Raw genomic sequence first — 17,418 nt, 5'->3', positions numbered from 1 at the left:
TTACTTGCTCCCCATGATGCCATTGGGCTTCACGAGAAGCACGATGATCAGGATCACGAAACTGACCGCCACCTTGTAATCGGTGGAAAGCGCCTGATAGAGGCCATCCCCCAGCCAGCCCTCGGGTGCCAGATAGCCGAGGATCTTGCTCCAGGCATTGGTGACGAGGATCTCGGAAAAGGCGATGACGAAGCCGCCGATGATCGCACCCAGAGGCGAGCCGAGACCGCCGACGATGGCCGAGGCAAAGATCGGCAGGAGCATCCCGAAATAGACGAAGACGCGGTAATTCTTGTCCAGGCCGTAAAGCGTGCCGGCAATGGTCGCCAATGCGCCCGCGATGATCCAGGTCACCATCACCACCCGGTCGGGGTTGATGCCCGAGAGGAGCGCAAGGTCTTCGTTATCCGAGAAAGCCCGCATCGACTTGCCCGTCCGGGTGCGGTTCAGGAACCAGAACAGCGCCGCCACACAGATCACCGCCACCACAACGGAAACCGCCTGGGTGGTGCGGATGCCCAGAGGCTCGGCAAGGCCGGTCGCGGCGCGAAAGGCGGCAGGCGGCAGCAGGAAGCGCTCGCCATCGGCAAACTGCACCTCGCGGGTGCCAAGGATCATCCGCACCAGACCGTTCATCACGAACATGACGCCGATAGAGGCGATCATCAGGATGATCGGTTTGGCTTTCGCGCGGCGGTAAAAGCGGAAGACGACGCGGTCGGTGCCCAGCACCATCAGCGATGTGGCGATGATCGCGAAGGGCAGCGCAATCAGCGCGGTCGGCAGCGGGCCGGCAGAGATCCCCCAGCTTTGCAAGGCCCAGGTGAAGAGGATCGCCATCACGGTGCCAAAGGCCATCGTATCGCCATGCGCGAAATTCGAGAACCTGAGCACAGCGAAGATCAGCGAGACGCCAAGCGCCCCAAGCGCCAGCTGGCTGCCATAGGTCAGCCCCGGCACCAGCACGAAATTGGCGAAAGCCACGAGGGCGTTGAGAATATCCATCAGCCCGTGGCCTCCGTACAGATCAGCATCTCGGTCTTCATTTCCGACCAGCCATTGACGCCCTGCAACAAGAGCGTTGCGCCGTTCGAGGGTTCAAGGAAGAAGACGCCATAAAGGTTCGGCCCGACCTGGCCACCATAGACCAGATCACCGCCCGAGGTCTTGTCGAGCATGACCAGATCGGCCTCATAGCCCTGGCTCTGCACGGCGATCTTTTCGGCCCCCGCTGTGGTGCGGTAGCTGCGGTCAGTCTCGCGACAGCTGCCGCCCGAGCATTCATAGCGCACGGTGCAGTCGAGACTGCGGGCGGGATCGGCGGCGCTGGCCGTCACGGGCAAAAGCGGGCAGATGAGGCTGGCCAGTATCACCGCCTTGCGCAAAACACTCATTGCTCCGCTCCCGCGTCAAGGATGCGGCATTTGCCCAGCACACTGCGCTTCGGCGTTGATTTCGACGCGGCTTCCTCAAACCGCACATAAATGTATGTTTTGGAAATCATGCCGAAAACCGACACCTCGGCACCTGAGGCGGCCGAGCCGGTAAAGGATATGGTCCTGGGGATGCAGTCCTGGTCGCCGTCAGCCTTCGGAAACACGGGACGCAGCGCAATCTCTTCGTCAGCAATCCTGACGGCGGGAGTTTCACCCGCATAGTCGGTGAGGAGCATGGATTTTGTCGGCCCCGGGTAACGACAGATCTCAAGCGGCCGTGCGCCGAGACAGTGCATCCGGATATCGCAGGCCATGTCCGCCGCGAAAGCCGGCGCGGGGGCGAGGGCGCCTATGAGGGGCAGGAGGCGGCGCATCACTCAGCCCCCGAGGAAGGATTTGCGGACCTCGGGGTCTGCGAGCAGCGCGGCACCCGTGTCGGTATAGCGGTTCGCGCCCTGGACCAGCACAAAGCCCTTATCCGCGATCTCCAGCGCCTGGCGGGCGTTCTGCTCGACCATCAGGATCGAGATGCCGCTGCGGGCGATTTCGATGATGCGGTCGAACAGCTCATCCATCACGATGGGGGAAACCCCGGCGGTCGGCTCGTCCAGCATCAGCACTTTGGGCCGCGTCATCAGCGCGCGCCCGACGGCGACCTGCTGGCGCTGACCGCCCGAAAGCTCACCTGCCGCCTGGCCGCGCTTTTCCTTCAGGATCGGGAACAGATCGTAGATCTGCGCCATGGTGTCTTTCACCCCCTCATCCTCGCGGATGAAGGCACCCATTTCGAGATTCTCTTCCACCGTCATCGAGGTGAAGATGTTGTGGGTCTGAGGCACGAACCCCATCCCTTTGCGCACCCGCGCCTGGGGGGTGAGTTTGGTGATATCCTCGCCATCCAGCCGCACGCTGCCCGCGCGCAAAGACAGCATGCCGAACACCGCCTTCATCGCGGTGGATTTTCCGGCCCCGTTCGGGCCGACGATCACCGCGATCTCGCCTTTTTCGACCGCCAGAGTGCAGGAATGCAGGATATCGACCGGGCCGTAACCGCCGGTCATATTCTCGCCGATGAGAAAAGGATGCGCCATCAATCCGCCTGTTCGTCCCTCAGTCAGTCTGCGTTGAAGCGCGTCGCCGCCACGAACCCGTCATGGGTGCGGCGATGGGCGTCGGAATAGTCTTTGACCCCGACCTCATAGGTCAGAACCTGCAGGACGCTGCCTTTGCTGAGCAGGAAGCTGTTCGCATAGACCACATCAATGCCGTCGACCCGAAAGCCGTAAACCAGGGTTTCGCCGGTCTTGCCGTCAATCGTGGCCGGCTCATTCGCGATCACCACCGGCACGACATTCATCGCGCCTTGCAGGATTTCGAGCAAAAGCTTGCGCACCGCTTCCGGGGTCAGCCCCTGGTCGGTGCCGATTTCCTCGACGATGAAGCCGCCATAAAGCCGGTCGGTCAGCCGATAGGCGGCGGTGTAATCCGGGGTCGGTTTTTGCGCGATGGTCCAGCCGGCGGCGGCGCCGCAGAATTCCAGCCGGGCGGAAAGCGTCTCGCAGCCCTCGGTCGCTTCGTCGAAACGCCAGGTCCGGTCGTCGAAAAGTGTGACCACGCGGCCATCGACCATGGCCTTGCCGCTGACCCCCTGGGCGAGCGCTGGCGCGGCCGCAATCGGAGCCAAAGCCAAAGCCGTACCGATCAGCATCGCCGTCAGAGAGAGAGATCTCATGCTTCCGCCTTCAGCTTGTTCTTGAGGCCCCGGCCCAGATAGGCCTCGATCACGCGCTCATCGGCGCGGACCTCGGCGGCGCTGCCCTGGGCGAGGACCTTGCCCTCGGCCATGACGATCACCGGGTCGCAGAAGCGGCCGATGAAATCCATGTCATGCTCGATCACGCAGAACGTATAGCCGCGTTCCTTGTTCAGCCGGACAATCGCATCGCCGATGGTGTTCAGAAGCGTCCGGTTGACGCCGGCACCGACCTCGTCAAGGAAGACGATCTTCGCATCGACCATCATGGTCCGGCCCAGCTCCACCAGCTTTTTCTGGCCACCCGAGATCTGGCTCGCCTTGTTGTCGGCGATATGGCTGATGGTCAGGAAGTCCAGCACCTCATCGGCTTTGGCGCGCAGCCGCTCCTCTTCCTCGCGGATCTTGCTGCGGGAAAAAAGCGCGTTCCACAGATGTTCGCCATGCTGCTGGCCGGGCACCATCATCAGGTTCTCGCGCACCGTCATCGAGCCGAATTCATGCGCGATCTGGAAGGTTCTCAGCAGCCCCTTATGGAACAGCTCATGCGGCGCGAGGCCGGTGATATCCTCGTCGCCCATGAAAACGCGCCCCGAAGTGGGCGGCAACCTGCCGGCGATGACGTTGAACAGGGTGGATTTCCCGGCGCCATTCGGGCCGATAAGCCCGGTGATGGTGCCCTTGCCGATCTCAAGGCTGGCGCCATCGACGGCATGAAAACCACCAAAATGCCGGTGAAGGTTCTCGACCCGGATCATACACTTCCCCTGAATGCCCCCGTTGTTATGTCGTCAGATGCGGCCGGGTGGCGCTGGCTTGTCACAGATTTTTCGTCTCAGGCCCGCGCGGATGCACGGGCCTGAGAGTCCTGTCAAGGCAATCACCGGGGCAATTGCCCCGATCTCAGCCGCAGATCAACGGTATTTCACCGTTTCCCACTTGCCGTCCTTGATTTGATATTCCCGGTAGCGGCCCATGACATCGCCGTTTTCCAGGAAGGTGACGCCGGTGGCGCCTTCATAATTGACCGGCTTGCCGGCGGCGATCAGCTCAAGCGCCTTGCCAAGCTCGCCCGGATTGATCACCTCGCCCGAGCCATCGGCCGGACCATTGGCGACTTCCATGATCTTGTCCTTATAGACCTTCGGATCGGTCGAACCGGCGGCCTGCATGGCAAGGATCAGAATGGCAGTCGCGTCATAGGAGTTCGGCGCGAAGTTGGTCGAGCCGTCAAAGGTCGGGTCATTGGCGGTCGCCGCATCCAGATAGGTCTGGTAACCGGCCGCGTCCGAGGACGGGTGCTGACCGTAAGAGCCTTCGAGCGGTGCGCCGATGGCCTGGGTCAGGCTTTCGCCGAACATGCCGCCCGGCAGGCCGAAAGTGGTGAAGGCGCCGGTATCGACAGCCGCCTGGATGATCCCTTTGCCGCCCTGGTCAACATAACCCGCCACGACCAGCACATCGCCGCCCGCTGCCGCCAGTGCCGCAACCTCGGCCGAATAATCCGCCTTGCCGTCATCATGCGAGGCGTTGATCGTGACCTTGATCCCCTTGGCTTCGGCGGCTGCGGCAATCGCATCGGCCTGACCCTTGCCGTAATCCGAGTTGGAATAGGAGATCGCGATCGAGGTCACGCCGCGCTCGGCCAGAACATCGGCCATGATGACGCCTTCGCGGGCATCCGACGGCACGGTGCGGAAGAAGAGCCCCTCATCCGGGTCATCCGACAAGGCCGGCGAGGTGGCCGAGGGCGATATCATCACGATGCCGTTGGGGATCGCGGTATTGGTCAGCACCGCGCGGGTCACACCCGAGCAATCGGCGCCGATGATGCCCTTGACGCCTTCCGAGGTCACAAGGCGCTCTGCCGCAGCCTGGGCGGCGGCAGCGTCGATACAGGTCGAATCCGCGCGCACGCCCGAGAAGACCCAGCCATTGGCGGCCTTGCCCGATGCGTTGACTTCCTTGATCGCCATTTCCGACGACAGCGCCATATTCGGCGCGATGGTTTCGATGGGGCCGGTGAAGCCGAGCAGAATGCCCAGTTTCACATCCTCAGCCGAGGCCGAGCCGGCCGCAAGCGCGCAAGCCGCAGTGGCCAGCAGAAACTTTTTCATAGATATCTCCCTGATTGGACCGAGATCCTTTTGTGACCCTAGCCGGGCCGATTTCAAAAGAAAAGCGCCGAAAAACCGGGCGGTCAGGGAGAATTTCCTGCCTCACCCTCGCAGAGCGGGAAGGCGGCTCCTATCTTCCCCAGGGTAAAGTGGCGGCAGACAGGCAGGGAGAGGCGCGATGACAAAACGGGGAGGGATGGCGGTTCTGGGGCTGGCGGTCACGATGGTCGCGCTGGATGCGGGCAGCGTCGCGGCAGAGATGCGGGTTCAGACCTCGGCCGGAGAGATGCAGGTCACCGGCATCGTGGAGGGGCTTGTGGCCCCCTGGGCGTTCGACTTCCTGCCCGATGGCCGGTTGCTGGTGACCGAAAAAGGTGGCCGGCTGCTGCTGGTCGCAGATGGGGCAATGACCGAAATCACCGGCCTTCCCGAGGTGGCTGATCTGGGGCAGGGCGGGCTTCTCGATGTGATGGTGCCGGCCGATTTCGCCACCAGCCGCGAGGTCTGGCTGACATGGTCTGGCCGGAATGGAGAGGGGCTTTCCACCATGGCGGGGCGCGGGCGGCTGTCGGAAGACAACAGCCGGCTCGAGGATTTCACCACGCTTTTCACCGGCGATCCGGCGGTGGCAAGCCGGCATTTCGGCTCCCGCCTCGCCGAGGGTGCGAAGGGCAACATCTTCATCACCACCGGCGACCGCGGCACCGGCCCGGCGGGGCTGGAGGCGCAGGACCCCGATCTGACCCATGGCAAGGTGATCAGCATTGCCCGCGATGGCGGCCCGGATATCGGGCTGATCGGCTGGCGGACCGGCCTCTATTCGATCGGGCATCGCAATATGCAGGGTGCGGCCGCGCTGCCTGATGGCGAGCTGCTGGTCTCGGAACATGGGGCGAGGGGGGGCGATGAGATCAACCGCGTCAGCCCGGGCAAGAATTACGGCTGGCCGGTGATCTCTTACGGGGTGAATTACAACGGGTCAAAAATCGGCACCGGCACCCGGACGCCGATGATGGAGCAGCCGCTGCATTACTGGGACCCCTCCATCGCGCCCTCTGGCCTGATGGTCTATTCCGGTGCGCTGGTGCCGGATTGGAAGGGTGACGTGTTCTCGGGCTCTCTGAAGCTCGATTTCATCTCGCGGCTCGACCCCGATACGCCCGCCGCCACCGGCTGGGCCGAAGAGCGCATTGCCTCGGTCGCAACCGGGCGGGTCAGGGATATCAGCGAAGGCCCCGATGGCGCGATCTGGTTCCTGTCCGAGACAGGCGGCGCGATTTACCGCATGGCGCCCGCCCCATAAACAGCCGCCCCGATGAGCAGCCGGCCCGTAAGCAGCCGCACAGAAAAAAGCCGCCCGGGTCAGGAAAACCGGCGGTCCGGCGCCCGTCGGAACCGCTCCGGCCAGTTCAGGGTTGCCGCATTTTTCTCACCGCGTTAGCGATTGCAGCGACAGCGAAAGGTTACGAATCGAATGTGTGCAGAGCTGCGCAGCGATGCCCGGGAAGCCAGCCATGAGCAGCGCGTTTCCGAGCAGATCCGCCAATATGAAGAAAAAGGGAATATGCATGACGAACTGTCGGGCATATTCGACTTCTGGTCGCAGACCTTTATCCGGCCCCGCATCACCGAGGTCACCGGGCATCACAATCACATAGATATCTACGCCCATGCTTTCATCGAAAGCATCAAGGCGACCGGCAATCCGAATATCGGCAGCATCGGTTCGGGCGATGGCGGGCTGGAAAATACCATCGCGCGCCATATGATCCATCTGGGATTCCCGGATTTCAAATTCGTGCTGCTGGAATTGTCGCCGATCCAGAATGCCCGTGCGATGGAAACAGCGCGCGAGGGCGGGATCGGGGATAAGTTCGTGCCGCTTGAGGTCGATCTGAACAATTGGGTGCCGGACCGCAAATTCGGCGCCATGATGGCCCATCACGCGCTGCATCACATCGTCGAGCTGGAGAAGCTGTTCGAGACCACCCGGAATGCGATGGAGGACGAGGCTTCCTTTGTCACTTTCGACGTGATCGGGCGCAATGGCCATATGCGCTGGCCCGAAGCCTATAAGATCATCAACGCGATCTGGAAATTCCTGCCGCCCGAAAGCCGCACCCATCTGCAACTGAACTATAATGGCGAGGATTTCCTCAACCATGACTGTTCCGGCGAAGGGTTCGAGGGCATCCGCGCCCAGGACATCCTGCCGCTGCTGCTGCGCTATTTCCATTTCGACACGTTTATCGGCTGGGGCAATCTGGCCGAGCCTTTCGTCGACCGTGGTTATGGCCATCATTACAATGCCAATAATCCGCGCGATGCGGCATTCATCACTTTTATCGAAGAGCTGAATGAAATCCTCACCGATCTGGGCTATCTGAAACCGACGCAAATCTATGCCCGGCTTCGAAAGCAACCCGTTGAAAAGCCAAAGTTCTATAAGGGCCGCACCCCTGAGAGCATGATCCGGGTTCCGGACTGACCGCGAAAGGCGTGGGCGCAAATCGCCCGCCTGCGGGAATTTCCGGACAGCCAACCGCCAGAACTGGAACAGAGACCTGATGAAGACCTGTTATGTGTTTCCCCATGTACCGAAATGTGGGGGTACGAGTCTGCTCACCCAATTGCGGACCAGCGGCCTCACCATGCATGAGGATTACGAGTCCTATAATGGTCCGCAATTCATCGACGCCAATGCCGATACCCAGGATTTCGGCCGCAATGACCTGATCTTCGGACATTTCCCGGTGGATCGCTATATCGGCCCCGAATTCCGTTATATCGCGCTGGTGCGGGACCCGCTGGACCGGGTGATCTCGAATTACCATTTCCATATGCAATGGGGGATCGACCGGCCCGAAGATACCGGCTTCTTCGCCGAATTCGGCCGCGAGATTGCCAAAGGCAATGTGAATATCGTGCAGTATATTATGAAGGCCCCGAATATGCGGATGGTCTATAAAAATTTCCTGCGCTATTGGGGCAATCACCGCTTTACGCTGATCGGCCGCACCGACCGCTATGGCGAATTTGCCGAGCGGCTGAATGAACTTCTTGGAACCCAGGTCAGCGCCGGGGTGCGCGAACGTGAATCCGGGCGCAAACTCGATTTGCCGCAGCGGGTGATCGACCAGGCCCATCGGCTGTTGGGCGAGGAATATCACTGGTTCAACAAATTCGTTGATACCGCCGTCTGAGGGCTGCGGCGCGCCGACGGGCGGACACGGCCCTGTGTTTCGTGGGGACTTGAAGCGGGCTCTGCCTCCGGGATAGTTTCGGGGCAGGTGCCAGCCTTCCCGCAAGCCGACAGACCTGCCCGACAGACCTGCCGGAGTGTGACCCATGGGCGCCAGCGCCATCACCCCGCGCCGCGTGCCGATCAACCAGATCGCCGCCGCGCCTTTCGATGCACGCCATATGGCGCGCGATCTTTTGCGCAGCTGCCGCAGCATCGCGCTGGCGACGCTGGATCAGCACAGCGGCTATCCCTACAGCACGGTGACCAATCTCTCGGTCGAGCCCGATGGCAGCCCGGTCTTCTATGCCGCCGGCATCTCGCTGCATGCGCGCAATATCCTTGCCGATCCGCGCATCTCGATGACGCTCGCCCAGGCCGAGGGGCTGGATGTGGTCAGCGAGCGGCGTATGACCATCGTGGGGCGCGCCCTTCGGCTTGAGGGCGAGGCGGCGCGCGCGGCGGGTGAGCGTTACCGGCGCCGTTTCGCCAAGGCTTCGGTCTATATCCCGCTGAAGGACACGCTGTTCTTTCGCGTGCTGATCGAGGCGATCCATCTCAACGGCGGGGCCGCGCGCAATACCGACCAGCTGACCGCGCGGGATCTGCAATGCGATCTTTCGGGCACAGAGGATCTGATGCGACACGAGGCGGAAGAGATCACCTGCCTGATGGCCGATCGTGAGACCTTTGCAAGCCTGACCGCCCGGGCCGGCGGCGCGCGCGGGCGCTGGCGGATCGCGACCATCGACCCGGAAGGGATCGACCTTGCCGCCGAGCGCGCCCTGCACCGGATCTGGTTCCCGCAGCGCGTCTCTACCCGGCAAGAGCTGCGCGACATGCTGGCGGGGCTGCGCGCGCAGACCCCTGGCGGCGCGGCGCCCGTGGCGGCGATGCCGCAAGGGCGGGAAAAAAATTAATCTTTCATTCAAAATTCAGGGCCGCCGCATTGTCCTGGCCGCCACAATTTTCTAACCTGGCGCCGTCCGGGCGATCCACGCCCGGTTGCGACGCGATCCGAGACAGTTGGGCCAGAACATCTGTGGCTCCGGCGATCCAGGGGAAGTCATTTCCCTGAGACAGATCCGGAGACAGCAATGTCCTGTTACACTGGCGCCGTCGCGCGCCTTCCCGCTTTGCGTTTCGTGGCCTTGCTGCTGGGCAGCAGCATTCTCGCGCAATATCCCCTGACCGCAGCCGCCCAGACCACCGCTGCAAGCGAGGGCGACAGCACCGACCAGTCCCAGCAACATCTGGGCACTATTTTCCTGACCGGCGAGGGGCTGAGCCTCGGCGTGTCCGGTGATGCCGTTTATGAGACGCCGGCCCCGGTCAGCGCCATTTCCGGCGCGGATATCCTTGGCCGTTATTCCGGCAATGCCCAGACCGCCTTGCGCGCGATTCCGGGCGTTTTCTCGCGCCAGCAGGCCAATCAGCCGGGGATCGAGGTCAATATCCGCGGCATGAGCGGCTATGGCCGGGTCACGGCGATGATCGACGGCGTGCCGCAGACCTTCAGGAATATCGGCGGCCATGAGGCTTCGGGCGGCTCGATGCTTTATGTGCATCCCGAGCTGACCGGCGGCGTCGAGGTGGTGCGCGGCCCGGTCTCGGGCGCGCATGGCTCGGGCACGCTGACGGGGGCCGCGAATTTCCGCACGCTGGCGATTGACGATGTGGTGCCGGAGGGTGAGACGCGCGGTGGTATGCTGCGGCTCAAGGGCGGCTCGAACGGCTATGACCAGTCGGGGATGCTGGCTTACGGGCAGCGGTTCACCGGCCTTTGGGGGGGCGAGGGCGAGATCAACGTCATGGCCGCCATCGCCCATACCAGCCAGAGCGATTACGAGAATGGCGATGGCATCGTGGTGGCCGGCAAGGGCGCGTCAAATTCGCCCAAAGGTGGCCTTGTAAAGCTTGAGGTGAAGCCGAATTCCGAACATACGTTCGCAATTGGCACCCGCTGGTACAGAAACCAGTTCATCAACTCGAATTACAACTGGGATATCGACAACCGGACCGACACGCTGTCCTGGAAATGGCGCCCCGACAATCAGTGGATCAGCCTTGATCTCGAACTGTTCCACAACAATGAAGAGCTGAACTACCGCCCCGGATCGACCGGCAGCTATACCGGCCGGCGTACCGAGGATGTCACCAAAGGCGCCAGCCTCACCAACAATGCCAATGTCGATCTGGCAAATGGGGTGAACCTTGACCTGACCTTCGGCGCCAGCTGGCAGCAGAACGATTTCAGAACCTATGAGCGGCGCGGCGGCAACCATCCCGGCACGCTGGACAAATCCTCGCTCTTTTCCGAAGCGGTGTTCGATTTCGGCCGCTGGAGCCTGATCGGCGGTCTGCGCTATGACCGTTGGGAGGTCTCGGGCACCCGGACCGCACCGGCCAGCGAATATGTCGAACGCTCGGGCGGTGAGGTGCTGCCGAAAATCGGCTTCTCCTTTGACGTGACCCCCGAGATCGAGCTTTACGGCACCTATTCCCACACCTACCGCCCGCCCAGCTCGCATGAGGTATTCTATGCCAATGTGCCCTTCGGCACCGGGGTCGGCAGCTCGAACAACAACAATCTGGACCTGAAGCCGGAACTGGCGAAAGGCGTCGATATCGGGGTGAACTGGCGCCGCGACGGGCTGTTCCGCGCCGATGACCAGGTCAGGCTGAAGGTCGGCTACTTCAACAACCGCATCGAGAATTACATCGTCAATGATCTGCAGGGCGGTGTGGTTCGCTGGGTGAACACCGATGGCACCGTCAGCAGCCACGGCGTCGAGATCGAGGGCTCTTACGATGCGGGGCTGTTCTACGCCAATCTCGGTTATTCCGACAGCAAGACCGATGATGTGCCGACCGGATTCGGCACCGGCGGCGGCAATGGTGAGGGCTCGATCCAGCCGGACCGGGTGGCGACGGTCGATTTCGGGGTCAGGCTCATGGATCAGCGTCTGCAGCTTGGCGCGCAATATCGCTATGTCGGTAAGGGCAAAGAGGCCGAGTTCTTCAATGGCTGGCAGGAGACCGCGTCCTATGACCTCTGGGATCTCTATGGCAGCTATGAGATCAGCGACAGTGTCCAGGCCTTCTTCTCGGTCGAGAATGTCACCGACAAGACCTATGGTTATGCCGGTTCGGGGCTGAACAATTACCGCTCTGAATCCGGGCGCGGGCGGACCTTTATCGTCGGTATGACCGCGCGGTTCTGACCCGGGCGGCAGGAGCTGAAAACGGGCCGGCCCTGTTATGGGGCCGGCTTTGCCATTGGGGGGCCGGCTTTGCCATGAAGGCAGGCCCTTTTCTGTCTGCCGGTTCAGCCCAGCGAGAGGCGCTGATGCGGGCTCAGCGCGGCAGGCTCGTCATGCGAGACGCAGAGGATGGTCGCGCCGGGCAGTTCCCGCGCCAGCAGCGTCAGCATTGCCGCTGCCGCATCAGGATCAAGCGCGCTGGTCGCCTCATCAAGAATGATGAAATCCGGCCGCGAGACCAGCAGGCGTGCGAAGCCGAGCCGCTGCCGCTCGCCGCCCGAAAGCGTCTTGAGCGGCGCTTCGGGCGCGACCTGGTCCAGCCCGGTCTGCCGCAGTGCGATGCTGATGCGGTCGGGGTCGCAATCCCCGGGCGCCAGCGGGTAACAGGCGGCGGCGGTCAGACTTTCGGGAAACAGCCGCGGCTCTTGCGAGAGCGTGGTTACAGGTTCCGCCGGCAGCCCGATCCGACCTTCGCCATAGGGCCAGAGCCCGGAAATCGCCGCCACAAGCGTGCTTTTCCCGGCACCCGAGGCGCCCGAAACCCAGAGCCGCCCGCCTGGCGCGAGGCTCAGATCCGGCACCGGTGCCAGCGCGCGACCTTCGGGGGTGAAGAGCCGCAGCCCCTGCAATTCCAGCCCGCCCGAGGCGGAGGGCGCGCGGCTGATCGCTTGCGGAGCTTCGTCGCGCGGCACCGGGCTGGCTGCGGCGGTGAAAAGCCCGTCCAGACGTTCCGAGACCGCCACGAATTGCGCCAGATCGCGGTAGGAGAGGATGAACCAGCTGAGCGTGGTTGCCACATTCGAGAAGGCCGAGGCCAGTTGCATCAGCCCTCCCAGTGTGACGGCGCCTGCGAAATAGGCTGGCAGCGCGAAGAAGGTCGGCACCCGAAGCACGGTCTGGAAATAGGGCCGCGCGAAAAGGCCAAGGATGAATTCGCGCCGGATCAGCCGGTTCCAGTTGCCGCGTACCTCGCCAAAGAGGCGCATGAGGCGGCGGGTCTCGGCGGGCTCGCCGCGCGATTGCGCGATGGGGCTGGCCTCTTCGCGCAGCTGGATCAGCGCATGGCGGAAATCGGCCTCATGCTTTTCCTGCGAAAAGATCAGCGCCTTAAGGGGCCTGCCCAGAAGATGCGTCGCCACCGAGGAGATCAGCACATAAAGGAAGGCCAGAATCACCATATAGCGCGGAATTTCAACGGCATATCCACTGACGCTGAAACTGAGAGGGAAGTCGGAAAGCGACCAGAGCAGCGCGACATAAGTGACCAGCGCCACGATATTCGAGATCAGGTCCAGCGTCTCAAGCAAGAGCCGTTCGACGAATTGCCGGCAATCCTCGGCGACGCGCTGATCGGGGTTGTCGACCGGCGCGGCCGAGAAGCCGGGGCGCAGATACCAATAGGCGCGCGCTCCGACCCAGAGATCCAGCGCCCGTACCGTGAGCCTTGTGCGCAGCCGCATCAAAAGCCGTTTGCGCAGCCATTCTCCGATCAGGAAGGCGCCGGCCAGAAAACCGGTCAGGATAAAGAACACCCCGATCTGGCGCAGCGCCTCGGGCGCGTTCATCTGTTCCAGCGCGTCATAGAAGGCCTTGTTCCAGGTGATCATCTGCAGCGTGATCCAGACGCTGAAGAACTGGAGCCCCAGCACGAAAGCATAGGTCACAAGGGCAATCCAGGCGCCGGGGCCGGATAGGGCGATTTTCGTCAGCCGCCAGATGCGGCCTGCAAGCTGTCTCATATCTGTCCGCTTTGTTTGCGCGCCGCAAATCCGGTTGCGCGCGCGGGGGATGCCGCGCCCGCAGGGATGCGGATCGGTTGCAAGGGCCGCTCGGGGCTCGCGCGGGGCGCCCGGGATGCGGGCCTGTTGCAAAGGCCCGCCCGGACCGGCTGGCGGCAAGGGACTGCCCTTGCGCTAGCAATTTGTCGCAGCCCCCGCAATATGGTCTTTCGCCTGTCGGGCCGGCTGGCTATCGTCCGGGTCGCCGTAGCCAGGATTCAGCCAGCGGACATGCGCCCCAGGCTATCCGGAGTACCAAAATGCCGACCAGCAAAGCCGCCATCACCCCGCGCGATATCGAAATCAACCCGGCCGCGGCGGCTGAATTCGACCCGCTCGCCACCGGGAATACCTTGCTGCATGAAAGCCGCAATGCCGCGCTTTCGACGCTGGATCCGGGTGGGTTCCCCTATGGGGTGGTGACCAATATCCTGCCCGATTACGATGGCAGCCCGGTGTTTTTCATGGCGCGGCTGGCGCTGCATGCGAGGAATGTCGCGGCGGATGACCGGGTCTCGCTGGCGTTTGCGGCCTTTGACAAGCCCGATGCGCTGACCCGGCCGCGCCTGACTCTGGTGGGTCATGCGAAACGGGTCGGGGAAGAGCGCTTTGCCGCGCTGGCGGCGCGCTATGCGGCGCGATTCCCGAAATCGAAGCTCTATCTGCAATTGCCGGATGCGGCTCTGTTCCGGGTCGAGGTTCTGGGCATCAATATCGGCGGTGGCCCGGGGCGCAATGCCTCGGATATCGGGTTTGATGCTTACCGAATCGACCTGAGCGGTGCAGAGGCGCTGCTGGAGGCCGAGGCTGAAACGCTGGCCGCGCTGAATGCGAAGGCCGATCAGCTGAGCGCGCTGGCCGTGGCCGGGGGCGGGGCTGCGGGGCGTTGGAGGGCGATTGCGCTGGATCCGACGGGCCTGGTGCTGGCGGCGGGAGAGCGGCTCTTGCGGGTGGTTCTGCCCGGCCGGGTGGTGACGCCGGAGGGGTTTTTGGCTGCGGTGGTGCAGATGGCGGGCGGCTGAGGCGCAGGCTGATTGCGGGTGAGGGGGCCAGCCCCCTCAGACCCCCGGAGTATTTCTCTCAGGGGAAGGTCAAAGCGCGAGAAGGGTTTCCGTCAGGGCGGAGGCCGGGTCGGCAAGGGCGTCTATCACGGTGAAATGATGTTTGCCGGGGGCGGTGCTCCAGGGGCAGGCCCATTCCTCCGACAGGGCGCGGGCCTGGGCGAGGAAGGCCGGGCGCTCATCGGCGCCGACATGGATATGGGCGGAGATGCCCGGGCTCGGGCGCAGGCGGGCGGGGCTTTCCAGGGCGGCTTCTGCGGGCGTGATGCCGAGTTTGAGGTTCATGGCCGTGGCCATCAGCGGGCCAAGTTCCGCGAGCGGCGAGATCGGCACCGTGCGGGCTATGGGCAGTGCCAGATCCGCGCAGGCGAGGCGCGCAGCCAGATGACCGCCGGCGGAATGGCCGGTGGCGATGATCGGGCCGGGATGATCCCGGTGGATCAGCCGGGTCAGAGCCGCCATTTCCAGGGTCATTTGCGCGATCCTTGCCCCGGGCGCCAGGCTGTAAGAGGGCATCACCACCCGCCAGCCCCGTGCCAGCGGGCCGGCTGCCAGATGCGACCAGGTCTCGCGCCCAAAGGCGAGCCAGTAGCCGCCATGGATGAAGAGAACGGTGCCCTTGGCCTCAGTTTCGGGCGCAAAGACATCGTAGCGGTTGCGAGCCGCATCACCGTAAGCAAGGCCGCCTTGCGCCCTTGCGCCGAGGCTGTCGCGAAAGGCCCGGGCGGCAGCGTCCCAATGCGCGGGATAGCGGGCGGCCCCTTCGATGAAATCGCCATTGGCATAGTCGCGGTCGGGATCGGGCCAGTGATAGGGCGGGCGGGTCATAGAGGATCCTGTCTGCTGCGGCGCCCATTTAGGGCGCCCGGAGCGTAAATGGAAAGGGGGCGGAGGGGGCGGGGCCATGCCCCGCGTGTGAGGCCCGTCTCACGCAACGAAAAAGGGCATGGCGATGCCATGCCCCATTCATGCGCTCCAAAGACCAGGATCAGTCCTTGGCGCGTTCCACATAGGAATTGTCGTCGGTATTGATGACGATGCGGGTCTCGACACCGATATGGGCCGGGACCATCACGCGCAGGCCGCTGGTGGTCAATGCGGGCTTATACGAGGAGGATGCGGTCTGGCCTTTGACGACCGGCTCGGTCTCGGCGATCTCGACGGTGATCTTTTGCGGCACTTCGATGGCGATCGGCGCGCCGTCAAAGGTTTTCAGATAGCAGCGCATGCCTTCGGTCAGATAGACCTTGCTGTCGCCCATGACATCGGAGGTCACGACGACCTGCTCATAGCTTTCGGGCTGCATGAAGTGGAAGCCCTCGCCATCCTCATAGAGGAAGTCATAGTCACGCTCGTCCACAGTGGCCTTTTCGACCTGATCGGTGGTCTTCCAGCGTTCCGAGACCTTCACGCCATCCGAGATGCGGCGCATATCGACCGAAGTGGTCGGCGTGCCCTTGCCGGGGCGGTAGGTTTCAGCCGAGAGAACGGCGTAGAGCTTGCCGTCCACCTCAACAACATTGCCCTTGCGGAGCGACGAGGCGATGACTTTCACGGGTGGTGATCCTTTGATATGCGGATGCGCCAGAGGGGGCGGGGGCTTTCCCCGGTCGCGCCCCTTGTGGCGATTGTGGCGCTCCCTAGCGCATGAGATGACATATTTCCAGCAGGAATGGCCGAAATGACCCGTGAAGCCGACGAAAAACCGCCGCAGACCGCGATGGGGGGCCAGTGGTGGCAGCCCGCGCGCCATGCCGAGCGGCGGGTTTTGCTGCTGGAGCGGAACCGGATCCAGGCGCGGATCCGGTGCTGGCTGGCGGAAGAGGGCTTTACCGAGGTCGATCCGGCGGGGCTGCAGGTGAGTCCCGGCAATGAGGCGCATCTGCATGCGTTTCGCACCTCGGCCATCGGCAATGATGGCGCAGCGCGCGAGATGTATCTGCATACCTCGCCGGAATTTGCGATGAAACGGCTGCTGGCGGCGGGGGAGACCCGGATCCATGCCTTCTCGCATGTCTGGCGAAACCGCGAGCGCGGGGCGTTGCATGAGCCGGAATTCACCATGCTGGAATGGTATCGGGTCGGCGAGGATTACACCCGGCTGATGGAGGATATCCAGGCCTGGGTCCGGCTGGCCGCGCCCGTGGGCATGTTGCGGTTTCGCGGGCGGGATTGTGATCCGGCGCTGCCTTATGAGCGGGTGAGCGTGGCGGAGGCGTTTTCGCGCTATGCCGGCATTGACCTGCTGGCCAGTATGGACGGCGCTGGCGTGACCGATGCGGCGGCACTGGCGGCGTCGATGGACCGCGAGGGCATCCGCCATATGCCGGGCGAAAGCTGGTCGGATCTGTTCAGCCGGGTTCTGTCAGAGCGGGTCGAGCCGCATCTGGGGATGGGCAGACTGACGGTGCTGGATCATTACCCGGCCTCGGAAGCGGCGCTGGCGCGGCGGGTGCCGGGGGATGCGCGGCTGGCCGAGCGCTTTGAGGTCTATGCCTGCGGGGTGGAGCTGGCCAATGGTTTTGGCGAGCTGACCGATCCGGTGGAGCAGCGCCTGCGCTTTGCCGAAGAGATGGAGATCAAGGCGCGGGTTTACGGGGAGACCTATCCGATAGATGAGGATTTTCTGGCGGCGCTGGCTTTGATGCCGGCGGCGGCGGGGTGTGCGCTTGGCTTTGACCGGCTGGTGATGCTGGCTTTGGGGGCACCGCGGATTGCGGATGTGATCTGGGTGCCGGCGGGGTGAGTGGGGCTGGCCGGGCCGGGGGC

17 protein-coding genes are annotated in these 17,418 nt (G+C 63.4%); 7 read left to right on the top strand and 10 right to left on the bottom strand.

All coding sequences use genetic code 11. From position 1 onward, the window contains the following. The 7 genes from DRF71_RS05735 to DRF71_RS05705 all read right to left on the bottom strand — a co-directional run bounded on the left by DRF71_RS05735 (nt 1) and on the right by DRF71_RS05705 (nt 5,306). On the bottom strand, nt 1-1,005 hold the full coding sequence (locus DRF71_RS05735; RefSeq protein WP_112309520.1) for a branched-chain amino acid ABC transporter permease: 1,005 nt from the start codon (nt 1,003-1,005) through the stop codon (nt 1-3). Then, a complete protein-coding gene (locus tag DRF71_RS05730) occupies nt 1,005-1,394 on the bottom strand; it encodes a hypothetical protein (RefSeq protein WP_112309519.1) in 390 nt (129 codons plus the stop codon). The genes DRF71_RS05735 and DRF71_RS05730 overlap by 1 nt, the downstream gene beginning before the upstream one ends. Then, nucleotides 1,391-1,810, bottom strand: coding sequence for a hypothetical protein (locus tag DRF71_RS05725; RefSeq protein ID WP_112309518.1), 420 nt, complete (start codon nt 1,808-1,810; stop codon nt 1,391-1,393). Before DRF71_RS05725 ends, DRF71_RS05730 begins: the two co-directional genes overlap by 4 nt. A gap of 3 nt (nt 1,811-1,813) precedes the next feature. Continuing rightward, the gene (locus DRF71_RS05720; RefSeq protein ID WP_112309517.1) at nt 1,814-2,527 is read right to left on the bottom strand and encodes an ABC transporter ATP-binding protein; all 714 of its coding nucleotides are present in this window, start codon (nt 2,525-2,527) and stop codon (nt 1,814-1,816) included. Between the two features lie 23 nt (nt 2,528-2,550). Further along, nucleotides 2,551-3,168 carry a hypothetical protein gene (locus DRF71_RS05715; protein WP_157970938.1) on the bottom strand — a complete coding sequence of 206 codons (618 nt, stop codon included), beginning with the start codon at nt 3,166-3,168 and terminating at the stop codon, nt 2,551-2,553. Continuing rightward, the gene (locus DRF71_RS05710) at nt 3,165-3,947 is read right to left on the bottom strand and encodes an ABC transporter ATP-binding protein (protein ID WP_112309515.1); all 783 of its coding nucleotides are present in this window, start codon (nt 3,945-3,947) and stop codon (nt 3,165-3,167) included. The genes DRF71_RS05715 and DRF71_RS05710 overlap by 4 nt, the downstream gene beginning before the upstream one ends. 156 nt (nt 3,948-4,103) lie before the next feature. Then, nucleotides 4,104-5,306 (bottom strand): ABC transporter substrate-binding protein, encoded by a 1,203-nt coding sequence (locus DRF71_RS05705; RefSeq protein ID WP_112309514.1) that lies wholly within the window; start codon nt 5,304-5,306, stop codon nt 4,104-4,106. A gap of 178 nt (nt 5,307-5,484) precedes the next feature. On the opposite strand from DRF71_RS05705, the gene DRF71_RS05700 reads away from it, so the two are divergent. The 5 genes from DRF71_RS05700 (at nt 5,485) to DRF71_RS05680 (ending at nt 11,771) form a co-directional block, all read left to right on the top strand. Further along, nucleotides 5,485-6,609 (top strand): PQQ-dependent sugar dehydrogenase, encoded by a 1,125-nt coding sequence (locus DRF71_RS05700; protein ID WP_232831319.1) that lies wholly within the window; start codon nt 5,485-5,487, stop codon nt 6,607-6,609. 171 nt (nt 6,610-6,780) lie between these two features. Continuing rightward, nucleotides 6,781-7,794, top strand: a complete 1,014-nt coding sequence (locus tag DRF71_RS05695) for a class I SAM-dependent methyltransferase (protein WP_112309513.1) — start codon at nt 6,781-6,783, stop codon at nt 7,792-7,794. A 79-nt stretch (nt 7,795-7,873) separates the two neighbouring features. After that, nucleotides 7,874-8,509 carry a sulfotransferase family 2 domain-containing protein gene (locus DRF71_RS05690; RefSeq protein WP_112309512.1) on the top strand — a complete coding sequence of 212 codons (636 nt, stop codon included), beginning with the start codon at nt 7,874-7,876 and terminating at the stop codon, nt 8,507-8,509. A gap of 145 nt (nt 8,510-8,654) precedes the next feature. Further along, nucleotides 8,655-9,467, top strand: a complete 813-nt coding sequence (locus DRF71_RS05685; RefSeq protein ID WP_112309511.1) for a HugZ family pyridoxamine 5'-phosphate oxidase — start codon at nt 8,655-8,657, stop codon at nt 9,465-9,467. Nucleotides 9,468-9,644: 177 nt separating this feature from the next. Further along, nucleotides 9,645-11,771 (top strand): TonB-dependent receptor domain-containing protein, encoded by a 2,127-nt coding sequence (locus DRF71_RS05680; RefSeq protein ID WP_112309510.1) that lies wholly within the window; start codon nt 9,645-9,647, stop codon nt 11,769-11,771. A 104-nt stretch (nt 11,772-11,875) separates the two neighbouring features. Here the strand turns inward: DRF71_RS05680 and DRF71_RS05675 are convergent, their stop codons facing one another. Next, nucleotides 11,876-13,549: an ABC transporter ATP-binding protein/permease gene (locus tag DRF71_RS05675; protein WP_112309509.1), complete on the bottom strand. Its 1,674-nt coding sequence runs from the start codon at nt 13,547-13,549 to the stop codon at nt 11,876-11,878. Nucleotides 13,550-13,848: 299 nt separating this feature from the next. Here DRF71_RS05675 and DRF71_RS05670 point away from each other — a divergent pair, with 299 nt between their 5' ends. Beyond that, a complete protein-coding gene (locus tag DRF71_RS05670) occupies nt 13,849-14,610 on the top strand; it encodes a HugZ family pyridoxamine 5'-phosphate oxidase (protein ID WP_112309508.1) in 762 nt (253 codons plus the stop codon). Between the two features lie 69 nt (nt 14,611-14,679). Here the strand turns inward: DRF71_RS05670 and DRF71_RS05665 are convergent, their stop codons facing one another. Together DRF71_RS05665 and efp are read right to left on the bottom strand one after the other, a co-directional pair. Then, entirely contained in the window at nt 14,680-15,477 is a 798-nt protein-coding gene (locus DRF71_RS05665; RefSeq protein ID WP_112309507.1) for an alpha/beta hydrolase, read from the bottom strand. Nucleotides 15,478-15,637: 160 nt separating this feature from the next. Continuing rightward, nucleotides 15,638-16,204, bottom strand: coding sequence for an elongation factor P (gene efp, locus DRF71_RS05660; protein ID WP_112309506.1), 567 nt, complete (start codon nt 16,202-16,204; stop codon nt 15,638-15,640). 126 nt (nt 16,205-16,330) lie between these two features. Between efp and epmA the strand changes: the two genes are divergently transcribed. Continuing rightward, on the top strand, nt 16,331-17,395 hold the full coding sequence (epmA, locus tag DRF71_RS05655; RefSeq protein WP_232831317.1) for an EF-P lysine aminoacylase EpmA: 1,065 nt from the start codon (nt 16,331-16,333) through the stop codon (nt 17,393-17,395). Nucleotides 17,396-17,418 lie beyond the last annotated feature (23 nt).

The organism is Pseudogemmobacter bohemicus (assembly GCF_003290025.1).
Taxonomy (GTDB): domain Bacteria; phylum Pseudomonadota; class Alphaproteobacteria; order Rhodobacterales; family Rhodobacteraceae; genus Pseudogemmobacter; species Pseudogemmobacter bohemicus.
Note: the sequence above shows the minus strand (reverse complement) of the source record. Positions and strands in the feature narration are given on the sequence as shown.